Here is a 16,527-nt window from a genome sequence, read left to right as displayed (position 1 = left end):
AGTTGGGTTTTTATCATACTCTTCGAAAAAGGGCCGTTGATTTACGCTTCAAGCACTCGCTTTCCGCGGGGCGGGCGGTGAGCCTCCTTGGCTTCGCCTGCGGGGTCTCACCTGTCCCGCATATCCCGCAATAGTCGAGTGCCTTCCGCTCCAATCAACTCTGGATATGAACCCGCTGGCCCCTGCAAAGTACTGTTTCTACAATTTATTTTTTAATCAAAGATTTCCCCGTCATTTCCTTCGGAAGATCCACATTCAGCAGATCAAGCATCGTCGGAGCAAGATCCCCAAGGATACCGCCGTCGCGGAGTTCGATTCCTTCTTTGGTGACGATGACAGGAACCGGGTTGGTTGTGTGGGCGGTCATCGGCTTGCCTTCTTCGGTAAGGACTTCGTCCGCGTTACCGTGATCGGCTGTGATGATGGCCGTTCCGCCTTTTTTCTCGATCAGGTCGATGATTTTGCCGAGGCATTCATCGACTGTTTCGACTGCCTTGATCGTCGGTTCAAGCATTCCGGAGTGGCCGACCATGTCAGGGTTTGCAAAGTTCAGGATGATCGCATCGTGATTGTCTGCTTCGATTTCGGCAAGCAGAGCATCTGTCACTTCATAGGCGCTCATCTCTGGCTGAAGGTCATAGGTTGCCACTTTCGGTGAATCGATCAGGATCCGCTTTTCGCCCGGGAATTCATTCTCACGGCCGCCGCTCATGAAGAACGTGACGTGAGGATATTTTTCCGTTTCGGCGATGCGAAGCTGTTTCAAACCGTTTTGAGACAGAACTTCACCCAGCGTGTTATCCAGATTCGTCGGTTTGAAGGCAACGAAGCCGTCCACCGTTTCACTGAATTTTGTCAGGCATACGAAGTGAAGATTCTTAGGATGCTTATCGCCGCGTACGAAGTAGCGGAAATCTTCGTTCGTGAATGTATTTGAAATCTGGATGGCACGGTCCGGACGGAAGTTGTAGAAGATGACTGCATCTTCGTCCTTGATTGTTGCAACCGGCTCTCCATTTTCTTTTGTAATGACAGAAGGAAGAACGAATTCATCGTAGATTCCTTTTTCATATGAGTCGTTGATCAACTGCATCGGATCTGTGTAATCAGGTCCTTCACCGTACACCATCGCACGGTAGGACTTTTCTACACGCTCCCAGCGTTTGTCACGGTCCATTGAGTAATAGCGTCCGGAAATCGTGGCGAATTCGCCGACGCCGATTTCCTTCATTTTCGCTTCTGCCTCTTCGATGTATTTCGGTGCTGTCTGCGGACCGACGTCGCGTCCGTCAAGGAACGCATGCACATAGACTTTCTCTACGCCTTCCTGTGCCGCTAAGCCAAGGAGTGCGTATAAGTGTTCGATGTGGCTGTGTACGCCGCCGTCTGACAGAAGACCGAAGATATGAAGGGCTGTCCCTTTTTCTTTCACGTGGTTGATGGCATCAAGGAAGGTTGCATTCGTTTCGAATTCCCCTTCACGGATCGCCAGGTTCACGCGTGTCAGACTTTGATAGACGATGCGGCCTGCACCGATGTTCAGGTGGCCGACTTCGGAGTTACCCATCTGTCCTTCAGGGAGACCGACCGCTTCACCGGAAGCCGTCAACTGGTTATGCGGGTACTTTTTCCACAAGCGGTCGAAGTTCGGTTTCTTTGCCTGTGCAACAGCATTTCCTTCGTTTGTGTCACGGCATGCGAAGCCGTCTAAGATGATTAAAGCTGTTGGTGACTTACTCATGAGAACCTGCCTCCAGTAGCTGAAGGAACGATTGAGGTTCCAGGCTTGCGCCGCCTACCAGAGCCCCATCGATGTCGGATTGAGCCATATATTCTTTAATGTTGTTCGGCTTTACGCTTCCGCCGTACTGTACGCGTACAGAATCTGCTGCAGCTTGTGAGAATTCACTTGCCACAACTTGACGGATATGGGCGCATACTTCGTTGGCATCTTCTGAAGTAGAAGATTTGCCAGTTCCGATTGCCCAGATTGGTTCGTAAGCGATGACTGTCTTCTTGACTTGATCTTCAGTAAGACCGGAAAGCGCCTTTTTCACCTGAGATCCGACAAGATCCTTCGTTTCATTGTTCTCACGCTGTTCCAATGTTTCACCGACACACACGATCGGAGTCAGGTTGTGTTTGAATGCAGCAAGAGTTTTCTTGTTTACGGACTCGTCTGTTTCATTGAACATTTCACGGCGCTCTGAGTGGCCGATGATCACATATTCAACACCTATGTCTGCTAGAGCCACAGGGCTCACTTCGCCAGTGAAAGCTCCGTTTTCTTCGAAGTGCATGGTTTGTGCACCGATTGCCACCTTGCTGTCTTTTGTCTGTTCAACCAGGTTTTCTAAAAATAGAGCTGGTGCACAGATGACAGAGTCGACTTTATCTGTATCAGGAACCAATCCTTTTACTTCTTCAGTGAAAGTCTTTGCTTCTGATGCCGTTTTGTTCATTTTCCAGTTTCCTGCAATGATCGGCTTACGCATAGTGCTCATCCTTTCTTGGCTATCATAATGTTTTTGCTGAATTATTTATCGTTAAGGGCTGTAACACCTGGAAGTTCTTTGCCTTCCATGAACTCAAGTGATGCGCCTCCGCCTGTAGAGATATGACTCATCTTGTCAGCATAGCCGAATTTTTCGACAGCTGCTGCAGAGTCACCGCCACCGATGACAGAGTATGTATCTGTCGCATCGGCCAACGCCTCAGCTACGGCTTTTGTTCCGTTTGCAAATGCATCGAGTTCGAATACACCCATAGGTCCGTTCCAGATGACAAGCTTACTATCCTGGATTGTCGCTTGGAATAATTCCCTTGTCTTAGGACCGATATCAAGTGCTTCCCAATCAGACGGGATCGAATCGATATCCACTTCTTTTGTATTTGCGTCGTTTGAGAAGTCATCAGCAACGACTACATCGACAGGCATAAGGAATTTAACGCCTTTTTCTTCAGCTTTTTTCATGAATTGCTTTGCAAGGTCTATTTTATCTTCTTCTAAAAGGGATTTCCCTACTTCGTGGCCCTGTGCTTTCACGAATGTGTAAGCAAGTCCGCCTCCGATGATCAGGTTGTCCACTTTATCTAACAGGTTATCGATGACACCGATTTTATCTTTGACTTTCGCTCCGCCGATGATCGCAGTGAATGGACGCTCAGGAGTTGAAAGTGCTTTGCCAAGTACTTCAAGCTCTTTTTCCATCAATAATCCTGCGACAGCCGGAATATGCTTTGCCACACCTTCAGTTGAAGCGTGCGCGCGGTGGGCTGCACCGAATGCATCGTTCACATAAAGATCTGCAAGCTCCGCGAATTCTTTTGCAAGTTCAGGGTCATTCTTTGTTTCGCCGGCATAGAAACGCACGTTTTCGAGAACGAGTACATCACCATCAGCCATTTCGCTGATTTTGGCTTGTACGTTTTCTCCGTATGCTTCGTCCGCTTTAGCTACGTTCTTTCCAAGCAGCTCTGAAAGTCTTTCCGCTACCGGAGTCAAACGAAGTTCTTCTACCACTTCACCCTTAGGACGGCCCAAGTGACTCGCCAGGATGACTTTCGCTCCGCCTTCCACAAGATACTTGATTGTTGGAAGTGCAGCCTGGATACGGGTTTCATCCGTGATTTTGCCTTCTGACATTGGTACGTTGAAGTCGACACGGCAAAATACGCGTTTCCCTTTTACATCAACATCTTTGATTGATTTTTTATTCATCGTAAAAGGCCTCCTTTTGTGTTTCTTTTCATAATGAAAAGAAAATTCAGTATAGGAACAAGAAAAAGGGAGTGGGGAATCTTCCCCGCTCCCCTTCATCCCTTTCCATTATAGAGGGTGGGACAGAATTTATCCATCCTCACCGTGCTGATAATGTCAATTTACATTAATGTCGGATTAAAGACCTTTAGAAGCGATGTAATCAACAAGGTCAACTACGCGGTTAGAGTATCCGCTCTCGTTGTCATACCAAGAGATGACTTTCACCATGTTGTCTTCCATTACCATAGTAGATAATGCATCGATTGTTGAAGAAGCAGGGCTTCCGTTGTAGTCAGTTGATACTAACGGCTCTTCGCTGTAAGCAAGAACTCCTTTAAGATCGCCTTCAGCAGCTTCTTTGAATGCTGCGTTTACATCTTCAGCAGTAACGTTCTTGTCTAGTTCAGCAACAAGGTCAACAAGAGAAACGTTTGGAGTCGGTACACGTACTGCTCCACCGTTCAATTTGCCTTTTAGTTCAGGAAGAACTAGTGATACAGCCTTCGCAGCACCCGTAGTTGTAGGGATGATGTTCTCAGCTGCCGCACGCGCACGACGGTAGTCTTTATGCGGAAGATCAAGGATTTGCTGATCGTTTGTGTAAGAGTGGATTGTAGTCATCATACCACGCTTGATTCCGAACTTGTCGTTAAGGACTTTCGCGAATGGAGCAAGGCAGTTAGTTGTACAAGATGCGTTAGAGATCACGTTGTGGTTCTCTGCATCGTACTTGTCTTCGTTAACACCCATAACAACTGTGATGTCTTCATCTGTTGCAGGAGCAGAGATGATGACTTTCTTCGCACCAGCTTCAAGGTGTTTCGCAGCGTCTGCACGCTTTGTGAAACGGCCAGTTGATTCAACAACCACTTCTACACCAAGGTCGCCCCAGCCAAGTTGAGCAGGATCGCGCTCAGCAAGTACTTTTACTTTTTTATCGCCGATAACAAGAGTGTCACCGTCAACAGTTACTTTCTCTTCAAGAGTTCCGTGAACTGTATCATATTGTAAAAGGTGAGCAAGCATGTTTGCATCAGTCAAGTCGTTGACTGCCACTACCTCTACGTTATCGTTTTTAAGTGCTGCACGGAATACGTTACGTCCAATACGTCCAAATCCGTTAATACCAATTTTAGTTGCCATAATATTATTTCCTCCTTTAGTGTGTGTAAGGATGATTTTTATATTTCAAAAGGCTTCAGCCTTTTAAAAGCTCTTTCGCTGCTCCTTCATCCGTGATCAGGATGGTTGAAGAGGGAGCACTCTTTAAATATGCCCGGATCGCTTTCGCTTTCGAGCTGCCGCCGGCAACCGCAAACACATGATTGATATGCTTCAGGTCTTCAAGCTGGAGTCCGATGGTCGGCACTTTATGTACCACTTCCCCCGACTCATCGAAATAGTAGCCGAACGCTTCACCGACAGCGTGACCCGCCGTGATTTTTTCAAAATCATCCGGTGACGTCTTGCGTCTTTCAGCCATTGTAATAGCATCTCCAATTCCATGAAGAACCATGTTCGCCGACTTGATTAAATTCAAGACCTCTTTGATCATCGGTTCCTTCAAAAAGGATTTGTAGACTTCTTTACTCACCTGATCGGGAACATACAATACGCGGTGGCGCATCCCTGTATGCTCTGCCATCTTTGCACAGATCGTGTTGGCCTGGTTCTTTACATCTTCCCCGATTCCGCCGCGCGCAGGAACAAACAGCGTGTCGGATCCGGAAAAGTCGGGTGTCAGCATTTCTGCGACAGCCGCCATGGTCGAACCGCCGGTCACAGCGATGATATTATTCCCCTCAAGGCGCTGTTTCATACTAAAAGCAGACGCACGCCCCAATTCTTCTTTTACCCAGGGAGACTCATCACTATTCCCAGGAACGATGACAGTTTCATTAAGATTGAGTAAAGACTGTAATCTTTTCTCCATTTCATTGATTCCTGAAATCTCTCTCATCATGTTTTCAATCCTGTCGAGGAGCTTCATGCCGTCTTCGGTCATGATCATCCCGGACGTCTTGATCGAGATGAGATCCTGATTCTTCAGGAATTCCACTTCACTTCTCAACACCCGTTCCGTCAGCCCGAGGTTCTGCGCTAAGCTCCTGCGGCCGACCGGCTGTAAGAATTGAATCGAACGGAGAATCTGATGCCTCTTTTGCATAACTTCAAGCAGGTCGGGTAATAATCGCTTTTGTATATCTATAATGGATTCCATCGGTAAAAGCTCCTTACATGGAGTGAGTGACTGCCACTTTATAGTAATTCCACAATGGATATGCATTAAACGCAGCCTTCCATTGTTGTTGATAAAAATGTGGCTTATGTCCGGTTGGACTCTAAAAGTCCCGCATAGACATATTATGTCCCACTGCCTCCAAAAAAAATTCATCCCTGCTTTCAACGTCAATTCTATCAGTATGGAAATCGCATTTCAACTAGAAACTACTGAGTTTTTTCATGTAAACGTTTACTCAGTGTAAAATAGTCAATTTGCCCGTACTGAATGATTTCACCGTCATATTCCACCACAGGGATCATGAGTCCGAACCGCTCCGTCAGCTCGTCACTCTCGTCGATATCCTTCTCGATGATCTCGAATTCCAAGTCGTCCTGGACGAGTTTCAGGTTCAGTTTCGCATCGGTGCAGAGATGGCATTGGTTTCTGGTGTAGAAGATGACTGGGTTCATTGGTTTGGTCCTCCGTTTAGTGATTTGCGAATGATTTAAGGGGTGGTACTTTTGTTGGTCAGTTGTACCAGTTACAAAACATGTTCTTTATACCTGGTACAACTGATATTACTATATATGATGGTAAGGTCCAAATGGCTTGGGCGGTTGACCAAGCCAACGGATTTTGTCGGTTTTGGTAAGATTGTCGGCAAATTTGATTTTTCGTCCGAATATAAGAAAAAATGTCCGTATTTTAAACTTTTTTTCCGTATTCTCAAAAGATTGTCCGTTTTCATCATACTATCCGAATCCCAACAAAATTCACCAGCCTATTACGACAATGTCTATACGCAAGGTTCATTTCATTCTATTCATACCGCTTCCTCATCGTAGACGAAGAAATCCCCAGCTGGTCACGGTATTTGGCGATCGTCCGGCGCGAGACATCAAAGCCTTTGTCGATGAGCATATTGACGATTTTCTGATCGGAAAGCGGTTTTTTCTTATCTTCCTCATCCACCAGGCGCTGTAATTCATTTTTGATGGCAGTGGATGAAGCCGCTCCGGAGTCTTCTGAGCTCAGCGTTTTGATGGCGGCACTGAAGAAGTACTTCATTTCATAGATTCCATAGGGGGTCTGCATATACTTACCCTTGACCGCGCGGCTTACCGTCGATTCATGGACTCCCGCTTCATCGGCCACTTCCTTCAGTGTAAGCGGCTGCAGACCGGCCGGCCCTTCGAGGAAGAATGATTTCTGCTTTTCGACAATCAATTTACCCACTTTTAGAATCGTCTGTTTCCTCTGCTGCAGGTTTTGAAGTAGCCATTGGAATTCCTGGTCCTTCTCCCTCAGGTAACGTACGGTTTCCTTATCGGGGTGATGCTCGAGGAAATCTTTGTATTCTTCATTATAGATCACCTTGACAGTCGTCCCGTCAAAAAGGGAAACAGAGACTTCATTCCCACCCGATGTTTTCACGACCAATTCAGGGACGATGTAATGAGAAGGTCCGTCGTTGTATAGTGCACCGGGACGTGGATTGCACTCCCGGATGAGATCTGCGGCCTTCTGGATTTCCTTCAGGTCGACATCCAAATCCTTCGCAATCCCCTTCCATTTTTTCGCGGCAAAATCATCGAAATGTTCTTCTACGATCGTTCGGGCAAGCTCTGCGGCCTCTCTTCGCTTTAACTGGAGGGAAATGCACTCCTGCAGGGAACGGGCCCCTATGCCTGCAGGATCCAATTCTTGCAGACTGTCAATATAGTATTGGAGCTGGTCGGTTTGCAGATCATGCCGGAAAAGGAAGTCTTCCGTTTCAATATGCAGATATCCGTTTTCATCCAGGCTGTAAAACAAGTCTTTCATGATTTTCAGCTCATGACATGAAAACGATTTCAAATTCAATTGAAGAAAAAGATGCTCCTCCAGCGTTTTCTTTGAGACTGATAGAAACTCGGTAAAATCGGTCTCATGTTTACTTTTATATTGATAAGACTCTCCCCGGACGGGAATGTCTGTGATGGGGTCTTCTATTTGTATGAGGGGATTCTCCAATGCCTTTGTTTCGAGGAAAGCATTCAGTTCCAACGTGGAATACTGGAGGATGGTGATGGCCTGCTTTAGCTCTTGGGTCATCTGAAGCTTTAGTTGTTGTTTCTGCCATAATCCTGTGTTCAAATTCATCCTTCTAACCTCCTCCCCTCATTTTACATGAAATCGGGGGTTTCGTTAATGGGAATTGTTTGGTAACGGTTTCTTCACATTCATTTTATGTGGTAGAAGTATGAAAGATGAATCGCCACTGCGTGGATGCTTCAGATGCTAAGAATTCTTGTCATTTACATAAACTACAATTCTACCAATTATGCAGAGAATCCTCAGTGTTGCTAAAATGGAATCATCTCTGGCTCAATATATTTTAATATGTTTGACTCTCTTCAATGAAGGATGTACGAGAACACAACAAACAATATTTCCCTCAATTGTTTCCCTCAATTCTCTCTTTTCACAACGATTCCTAGGATCATAATTGAAATCCATTCTTTTCACAAATTTTGGATATTTTGAAGGTTTATGGGATTCTCTGTCGAATTTTAATTCTTAGAATATTAGGAGGGATACAATGAGGATAAAAGATTTTACAATCAAAAATTTCAAGAATCTTGGTCATGATGAGGCATCTACCATAACTTTTCCAAGAGTAGATGGGGAAGGGGCTTCTGATTTTGTCACAATTATTGGAGAAAACAACATAGGTAAGTCATCACTTCTAGAGGCTTTAAAGTTATTTTTACCTGAAACAGATACTCCTAATACACCTTCTATCGATATGTTTCCTTTTAAAAACGAGCCAACGAATCCATCTATGAATATGGAAGTATTATTGGTTTTTGATGACTTTAATCATGCTGATAGAAATAATAGGTTTATTAAACCGTATATTTATAATAATGAATTACGGATACGGCGGATTTGGTCTTCCCCTAACCTCAAAGATAGTGAAATTCCCTTTGAAGTTTTCATTCCCAATCGATATATATCCGAGCTTGACATGGAAAGGACTTGGAATACGGGTATGTTTAACGGTGTTCCAACACCATTATATAATCAATATGAGAGTTATTGTCGTGAACAGCAAATAACGACAGGAACTATCCCCAAATCTAAAAAAGAGGATTTTATACAATATGTTTACCTAAATAATCCAACCCTTGTTTCTGAAGGTGAAGTTGATTGGATGAGAAATCCTAACGGTTTTTCTTCGAACATTAGGTCAATTATGCCAAAAGTTATTTATGTTCCTGCTGTAAAATTGATAGATGAAGAAGCAGACGCAAACAAGAGTAAATCAGCAGCAAATCAAATAACTTCTGCCTTATTTGAACACCATTTAAACCAGACTCAGGAGATTCGAGAATTTAGGGCATCTCTCGCTTCCCTCAAGAACATTTTCAATGAAGGTACACGCCATACAGAAGTACTAAATCTCGAGGATAAACTGAGTAGAAAACTTAAACGATTAATGGATATTGAAGCAAATGTAGACTTTGACGTACCAGAGGTAATGGAAAAATTACATTTAAATTCAAACATTTATCTTAAGCATAATGATCTACTAACTCTTCCTAGCCAACAAGGCAACGGAGTGCAAAGGATGCTTATACTTTCCCTATTAGAACTCATGGCAGAACAACTAACCCAAAACACCCTAGAGGAAGTAGCAGCGGATGCAACTACTGATGTTTGGAAAAGAAGTTTTTTATTTTTAGTGGAAGAACCTGAAATTTACCTTCATCCACATCTCCAACGTAAAATGCGTGATTCTTTAGTCCAAATCTCAAAACATCCTTTAGCACAAGTCGTTTGCACATCACATTCAGAAAACTTTATAGACTTAGCGGACAGACATCAAGGAATAGTAGTCATGCAAAGAGATGAAAACCTCTCAACAAGGGTTAGACAGGTTACTGAAAACATATTCAATGGGCAAACTGCTAGAGAGAAACGAAGTAGAATGAGGATGCTTTTGAACTTCAACACTACTACACTCGAAGCATTCTTCGCCAAGAGGGTAATTCTAGTCGAGGGAGATTGTGAAGTTGCGAGTATTACAGCCATTAAGGATAAAATACAGGAACTTCGCCCAGAGATTTCGGATGAACTTGAGAAGATACTGAGGGAAGTTTCAGTAATTCCATGCAATGGTAAACTAACTCAGAAAGCTTACCATGAAGTATTACTTCACTTTGGTATACAATCCTACCTGATACACGACCTTGATAACCAAGATTTAAATGAAGGAAACAACTTAAATATTATAAACGCAATCGGGGACGAAACATTCCGTCTTACCCATCAACCGAATTTTGAAGGTGATATTTTCGAGCAAGAATGGAATGATGATAAACCTTGGAAGGCTACTAAACTTATCACAGATGATTTCGAGAACTACCAAGAAAAACTATTAAGGTTCTTTAAATTTGTTATTGGAGAAGAAAAGTTTAATTCCTTAGGTTTAAACACTTTATTCCAAGCAGTATAATTTACTTAATGAAGAGATTTTAACAGCTGATTGCTATTTACCTTTATTCATGTTTCTTTGAATAAGGGTATTTTATTTCTCTCCCCAATAAATTGAATTTCCCACCCGAATATAGATTTAAGGTAGTAGGATCTTCTAAAAATAACTTTTTTTGATGTGTGGATGAAAACCTTACAAAGAAATTAGTAAATACGTGGAAATAGACCCCCTTAGTTAAAATCAAATAAAGAGACCCTTGGGGAGTCCCTTTATTAGCTTAATTGTTGATGTTCTTTTATTAACTTATTTAATGTAGGTCTGGATACTCCTAGTTCTTTAGCAAGTCGAGATTTCGATAGTTCTCGATTCATATATCATTGATAATGCTTGTCAAAGGCTGGGATGATACTTTTTTTCGTCCTTTATACTTTCCTTCTGCTTTGGCAATTGCGATTCCTTCACGTTGTCTTTCGAGCATATTTTCAGGTTCAAAATCGTTTATCGCACTCATCATTTTAGCATTAGTCTGCCTGTTGCAGTTGAATTGACGATATTATTTAATTGAAACTAGTTGAACTCTTTTTGATTCTAAAATTTCTACTAGTTCTAGTTAAATCGTTAGGAATACAGCGTCTTGAGATACCCATTTTTGTAATGCTAAACCCATTTTTTTACACGTTATATAGAGGTAAACTCTCTTAAACTCTATTTTCTATTAACACTTATCTTCGCTACTACTTCCTAATTGAAAGTAAATTAGACTAATTCTAAGTCTAATTGTTCCTCAAGCTAGAATCATAGTAACCAACTTTGGGATAGAAAGAGATGACATCACTTGATTTTTCCGAATCAATTGCAAACTCTCGCTCTAAAATGTATTCGATCTCGTCAAACTTAGTATACTTAATTCTGATTAATCTAATATTGTTTTCTAAGCAATAGTTATTCTTTAATTTATCTTTCATTTGAATTTCTTTAAAATAATCTTCTCCACCCATATGATCAACTAATGTGAAGTGTTGTCTGCCATCAAATTCTATTAAAGAATACAACTCTTTATCTTTATAAACAGCGAAATCAAATCTTAACTTACCTTTATATACCAAGTCACCAAATGTAAACTGTGGCTTAAATCTTAACTTATTCTTCTTTAGATAACCCTTAATTACAATTTCGCCTCTACTATTTACCTTGTTGCATTGCTGACACTTTTGACCATTCTTATAGCGATGTGGATATACCCAGCTTGGATTATGTCCGCAATTAAAGTTTATTAATACTTTAGTATTAGTATCTATGTACTTACTAAGCAGCTTATGGTTATTTTTCTTCACCTTCTCTAATAAACTTTTTAAAGATTCTTCGCTCTGCTTATACCAGTCTTTATTTAAGTTACATTTCTTACATAACCCATTCCCACTTTTATAAGACTTTGGTGTTACAGTAGATGGTTTATGACTACACTTAAAATCAATTAAAACTATTGTCGTGTTGTCGATATATTTACTTAGCAACCTATGACCATTACTTTTTAATAATGCCAAGAAATCTTCTTTCGCTACTTTAGTGTCGCTGTTATTTCCACACCTCGGACACACTCTCCCACTTTTATATTCCTTTGGTGTTCTCATGTATGGCTTGTGATCACATTTAAAATCTATTAACACCTCATGAGTGTTATTGACATAATCACTTAGTAATTCATGACCATTATCCACTAACATTTTAATGAAATCTTCTTTGGCTTGTACTGGACTATGACCGCTACACCTTACACACTCTTGTCTAACCTTGTATGCCTTAGGTGTTTTCTTAGATGGTTCGTGACCACATTTAAAATCTATTAATACTTCTTCTGTATTATTAATATATTCACTTAATAATTCATGTCCTTTGTCTTCCAGATGCTTAAAGAAATCCTCTCTTGCTTGCTCTGAACTGTGACCACTACATCTTACACACTCTTGTCCAAGCTTGTATGCCTTAGGTGTTTTCTTAGATGGTTCGTGACCACATTTAAAATCTATTAATACTTCTTCTGTATTATTAATATATTCACTTAATAATTCATGTCCTTTGTCTTCCAGATGCTTAAAGAAATCCTCTCTTGCTTGCTCTGAACTGTGACCACTACATCTTACACACTCTTGTCCAAGCTTGTATGCCTTAGGCGTTTTTTTTGATGGTTTGTGACCACATTTAAAATCTATTAATACTTCTTCTGTATTATTAATATATCCACTTAATAATTTATGTCCTTTGTCTTCCAGTCGCTTAAAGAAATCCTCTCTTGCTTGCTCTGAACTATGACCACTACATCTGTCACATCCTACCCCATTCTTCTTTTTGTAATCTTTCGGTGTAACCCTTCTTGGTTCATGCCCACACTTGAAATCAATCAACACTGCTGTTTTATTCCCTTTATAAGAACTTAACAACTTATGTCCTCTTGACTCTATGCATTCTGCCAGTTTGTCTATAGAGTCCTTTATCCTCTTATTGTAGTTACCATCAGCGTTAATCAATTTAACACAATCGTCAACTGCTATTTCTCTGTATTTCAATATGCATCAACTCCCCAGGAGAAAATTAGACATTATTAAGATTGTTTTCTTGTAAAATTGTGTGCAAATCGATAAAAAAGAGCAGACAATTGACCGCTCCCTTATCTTCCATACTTATACTCTATAATTTAAAGCCCGTTAGTATTTTATGTTAGCATATTCAAACCCTTTCTCAATTGCCTCCTTCAGATCCTTCCCATATATCTGTACATATAGTTAAAGCGTTTCAAGCTCTCGATGACCAGTTAGTCATTGCAGCACAAACAAATTCACCCCTGCTTCAACTTTTAATCTACAGAACGTCCTTCTAAAAGCGTGTGGCCACACCTAAACCTCTTTTTCTACGCTTGAAAGGACTCCATAGTACTATTCAACCTTCCTAGAACAGTTCGAGGGCTTATAGGGCATTCTCGACACTTACAAACAAAGCATCGTTCTCAAGTATTCCCCGCTCCTCACAATAAGCTTTTAAAACAGTTTTCAGCCTCTTCGTCATCGATTTTCGTCTTGCATAATGATTCTTGTCTGTTGGATGATGACCTCTCCATTACCGTCGAATATAACGTCTGGTACCTTTAAAGTGCATAGTTCCTTTAAACGGAGCCCCACATGTGCAAAGGTTAGCATTATAGCAAGATCATGAAGTCCAACAAATTGAGTTATATCTGGAGCGCTTAATAACTTTTCTAATTGCTTTTTTGTGAATGTTGCCCCAATGATATGACATTTCCTAAGTTGAGGAACACCCCCAAATGGGTTCTTATCAACGTAACTCTTCTTCATACAAAAACTAAAGAACGTTCTACCTGTTCTCATACGAGCATTCATCGAGGAGGTTGCTCTTTTATTTTTCATGTAATCTATTCAGTTCTCAATGTTGGTGTCTGTACCGCTTTTAGATCGACTGGTGCTAGTCGTTGCTTTTCTTCTTGCACGTTTATTCCTCCCATTGCGTGTTATTCGTTGCGTGGTATAAACATTTGAAAAGCACCCAAACATCAGAAACAAAAAAAGACCCCATGTCCGCTGATAAACTCAACAAACACAAGGTCTTTAGTACGCCCTCGGAGGGAATCGAACCCCCATTTTAAGAACCGGAATCTTACGTGCTATCCGTTGCACCACGAGGGCATGTAAATGATCTTGTAAAACTATCGTACGAAAGTATATTATAATGTACTTTTTTCAGGAATGCAATACGTTTTCTCTGTTTAAAAAAGGAATGGATGGGTATGATGTAGAAAGGATTACATAGTGTAAGAATCACTGATGCGTCAGGTTTGACCTTTATTGACCAACAGTGTATGATTACAGTACAAAGTGAATATGTATTAAATACAAATAAAAAAGTGTACTTTAAGGAGGAACGAAGGATGAACTTAATTCCTACAGTTATTGAACAAACGAACCGCGGCGAACGTGCATATGACATTTATTCCCGTCTTCTGAAAGACCGTGTCATCATGCTTGGAAGCGCCATCGATGATAATGTGGCGAACTCCATTGTAGCACAACTTCTATTCCTGGAGTCTGAAAATCCGGAGAAAGATATCTCCATCTATATCAACTCACCTGGCGGAAGCATCACGGCAGGTATGGCGATCTATGATACGATCCAATACATCAAGCCTGATGTACAAACAATCTGTATCGGTATGGCCGCTTCAATGGGTGCATTCCTTCTTGCAGCAGGTGCTGAAGGCAAGCGACTTGCCCTTCCGAATGCAGAAGTCATGATCCATCAGCCGCTTGGAGGAGCACAAGGTCAGGCGACGGAAATCGAAATCGCTGCGAAGCGCATTCTATTCCTTCGTGAAAAACTGAACCAGATCCTCGCAGACCGCACTGGCCAGCCGCTTGAAGTCATTGCGAAAGATACGGACCGCGACAACTTCATGACTGCCGAGCGCGCGAAGGAGTATGGTTTGATCGACCGCATCATCACACGCAACGATATGAACAATAAATAATACTCTTATCAAGAGTCTGCCCCGACGAATTATGCCGTCGGGGTTTTTTTCATAAGGCTGTTTTCTAATAGATTGTTGCTTTTCGTATTAATACTGTAGACTATTTAGACTGTCTACAACAACGAATACTTGTTACGAGAAAATCCCTTACAAAAAAATGACCCCGCAGCAACTACGAAATCATTTTACAGAATGGTGATGTGGTGCACTTGTCTAAGTTTAAGTGAGGTTCCTAAAATAGCGAATGCCTTTGTTTATTCCTCATCTATACCTGTCTCATAAATGACAAGCGACGCTTCGTCATCATCAGGTACAGCAAAAAGTTGAAGTCTGCCATCAGATTCTTCTAGAAAGACTGGATTACGAGTGATGACATGCCCTTCGGAAGAAAACTCAGCAAGAGGGACTTCATGTTCAACAGAAAAGTCTTTCATATCCAGCAGCGCTAAACCGCCAAGTTCGTATTTTCCTGTTTCGGATGCCGGATTGTTCAATTCTGCGATACCACTGCAAATCATTTTCCCTCCGCCTGCATTCTCACAGTCTTGATAATCGATGAAGTGGCTGTCATTCTTTTCTTTCTTCAACTTTTTACCCTGTTTTCCCCATTCATAGAATTCACGGGATCCCCAGCTGACACCGAGATTTTTCCCCGTTTTATCGTCATGAACGACGCCGCCGATATGGTCATTCACACGGAATGCTTCTTTGCTTTTAAGTGTATCTGTATCAACTTTATAGATAATCGACTCACTATCTGGACGATATTCTGCAACAGGGACCCAAATATTTTCCCCATCAAAGTCAATTCCGCCCGGGTGATACATATCAGCTTCGCCCAGCTTAATATCTTTCAATAATTCCCCCTGCTCATCGAAAATGAATAAGTGGCCGATACCTTTCCCGGCAGACCGGTCATATCCATTTTTAGGAGTCTCATATTTCTCGGGTTTTTCAAGGATTTCTACAGAAGACATATAGTATGTATCCCCAACCTTTGTCATTCCTTGAGGATGATAGGCATTGAATTGAAGCTCAATCCGATTTGTTTTTTTCCATTCAGTATTACGTGAAAGCTCTTTGAATGAACCTTCCAGATTCTGATTATCTTCCGCAACTACTGCCGTTGATATCATACTGATGAACAAAACACCTGTAAGTAATGCCATGACGTTTCTCATACGATTCCTCCTAATGACTATCTGTGATAAAGAAATAATTTGGCATTATCCCTTTTCACTAGCATTTTAAAAGCAAATTAGAAGGAATGATAGCTTCCTACAAAGATTTTACACGGAAATTACATCAGCTTTAAATAATTTACAAGACTCTTTTCGTAATGATTGTTGCTGTTAATTAATATAAGGAATAATTTACTTTTTATGGTATTATATAAAGAGAGGCTTTATTCAGCTAACGGCCAGGAAAGTTGAATATGGTAATAAAAGGGGGAATACCATACCAATGAATATTGAAACAGTTTTTGTTGACCCCGTGATGGAACTATGGCAATGGACAATTTATAC

Annotated in this window: 12 protein-coding genes and 1 tRNA gene; 2 read left to right on the top strand and 11 right to left on the bottom strand. The window is 41.6% G+C overall.

Annotation, left to right across the window (positions count from 1 at the left end; genetic code table 11):
• Positions 1-205: 205 nt before the first annotated feature.
• From gpmI to rpoN, 7 genes are all read right to left on the bottom strand, one after another.
• Positions 206-1,741 (bottom strand): 2,3-bisphosphoglycerate-independent phosphoglycerate mutase, encoded by a 1,536-nt coding sequence (gene gpmI / locus AS034_RS18065; RefSeq protein ID WP_032086616.1) that lies wholly within the window; start codon positions 1,739-1,741, stop codon positions 206-208.
• The gene (tpiA, locus tag AS034_RS18060; protein WP_032086617.1) at positions 1,734-2,495 is read right to left on the bottom strand and encodes a triose-phosphate isomerase; all 762 of its coding nucleotides are present in this window, start codon (positions 2,493-2,495) and stop codon (positions 1,734-1,736) included. The genes gpmI and tpiA overlap by 8 nt, the downstream gene beginning before the upstream one ends.
• Positions 2,496-2,536: 41 nt before the next feature.
• Entirely contained in the window at positions 2,537-3,721 is a 1,185-nt protein-coding gene (locus tag AS034_RS18055) for a phosphoglycerate kinase (RefSeq protein ID WP_058299642.1), read from the bottom strand.
• A gap of 177 nt (positions 3,722-3,898) precedes the next feature.
• Positions 3,899-4,906: a type I glyceraldehyde-3-phosphate dehydrogenase gene (gene gap / locus AS034_RS18050; RefSeq protein ID WP_032086619.1), complete on the bottom strand. Its 1,008-nt coding sequence runs from the start codon at positions 4,904-4,906 to the stop codon at positions 3,899-3,901.
• Between the two features lie 55 nt (positions 4,907-4,961).
• The gene (locus AS034_RS18045) at positions 4,962-5,984 is read right to left on the bottom strand and encodes a sugar-binding transcriptional regulator (protein WP_058299641.1); all 1,023 of its coding nucleotides are present in this window, start codon (positions 5,982-5,984) and stop codon (positions 4,962-4,964) included.
• A gap of 227 nt (positions 5,985-6,211) precedes the next feature.
• Positions 6,212-6,457 carry a glutaredoxin family protein gene (locus AS034_RS18040; RefSeq protein ID WP_058299640.1) on the bottom strand — a complete coding sequence of 82 codons (246 nt, stop codon included), beginning with the start codon at positions 6,455-6,457 and terminating at the stop codon, positions 6,212-6,214.
• Positions 6,458-6,806: 349 nt separating this feature from the next.
• Positions 6,807-8,129: an RNA polymerase factor sigma-54 gene (gene rpoN / locus AS034_RS18035; RefSeq protein WP_058299639.1), complete on the bottom strand. Its 1,323-nt coding sequence runs from the start codon at positions 8,127-8,129 to the stop codon at positions 6,807-6,809.
• 439 nt (positions 8,130-8,568) lie between these two features.
• Here rpoN and AS034_RS18030 point away from each other — a divergent pair, with 439 nt between their 5' ends.
• Complete coding sequence (locus AS034_RS18030) at positions 8,569-10,488, top strand: ATP-dependent nuclease (RefSeq protein ID WP_058299638.1); 1,920 nt, start codon at positions 8,569-8,571, stop codon at positions 10,486-10,488.
• Positions 10,489-10,739: 251 nt separating this feature from the next.
• On the opposite strand, the gene AS034_RS23435 is transcribed toward AS034_RS18030, so the two are convergent.
• From AS034_RS23435 to AS034_RS18015, 3 genes are all read right to left on the bottom strand, one after another.
• Complete coding sequence (locus AS034_RS23435; protein WP_336433378.1) at positions 10,740-10,838, bottom strand: helix-turn-helix domain-containing protein; 99 nt, start codon at positions 10,836-10,838, stop codon at positions 10,740-10,742.
• A gap of 402 nt (positions 10,839-11,240) precedes the next feature.
• Positions 11,241-13,031, bottom strand: a complete 1,791-nt coding sequence (locus AS034_RS18025) for a hypothetical protein (RefSeq protein WP_058299637.1) — start codon at positions 13,029-13,031, stop codon at positions 11,241-11,243.
• Between the two features lie 1,059 nt (positions 13,032-14,090).
• A tRNA-Arg gene (locus AS034_RS18015) sits at positions 14,091-14,162 on the bottom strand.
• 242 nt (positions 14,163-14,404) lie between these two features.
• Between AS034_RS18015 and clpP the strand changes: the two genes are divergently transcribed.
• A complete protein-coding gene (clpP, locus tag AS034_RS18010; RefSeq protein ID WP_032086625.1) occupies positions 14,405-15,001 on the top strand; it encodes an ATP-dependent Clp endopeptidase proteolytic subunit ClpP in 597 nt (198 codons plus the stop codon).
• 254 nt (positions 15,002-15,255) lie between these two features.
• Here clpP and AS034_RS18005 read toward each other — a convergent pair whose 3' ends face one another.
• Complete coding sequence (locus AS034_RS18005; RefSeq protein WP_058299635.1) at positions 15,256-16,182, bottom strand: DUF6454 family protein; 927 nt, start codon at positions 16,180-16,182, stop codon at positions 15,256-15,258.
• Positions 16,183-16,527: the final 345 nt, after the last annotated feature.

It is taken from the genome of [Bacillus] enclensis (assembly GCF_001456935.1).
Taxonomy (GTDB): Bacteria; Bacillota; Bacilli; order Bacillales; family Bacillaceae_B; genus Rossellomorea; species Rossellomorea enclensis.
The sequence above is the reverse complement of the archived record's forward strand: the minus strand, read 5'-3'. Positions and strand labels throughout refer to the sequence as shown.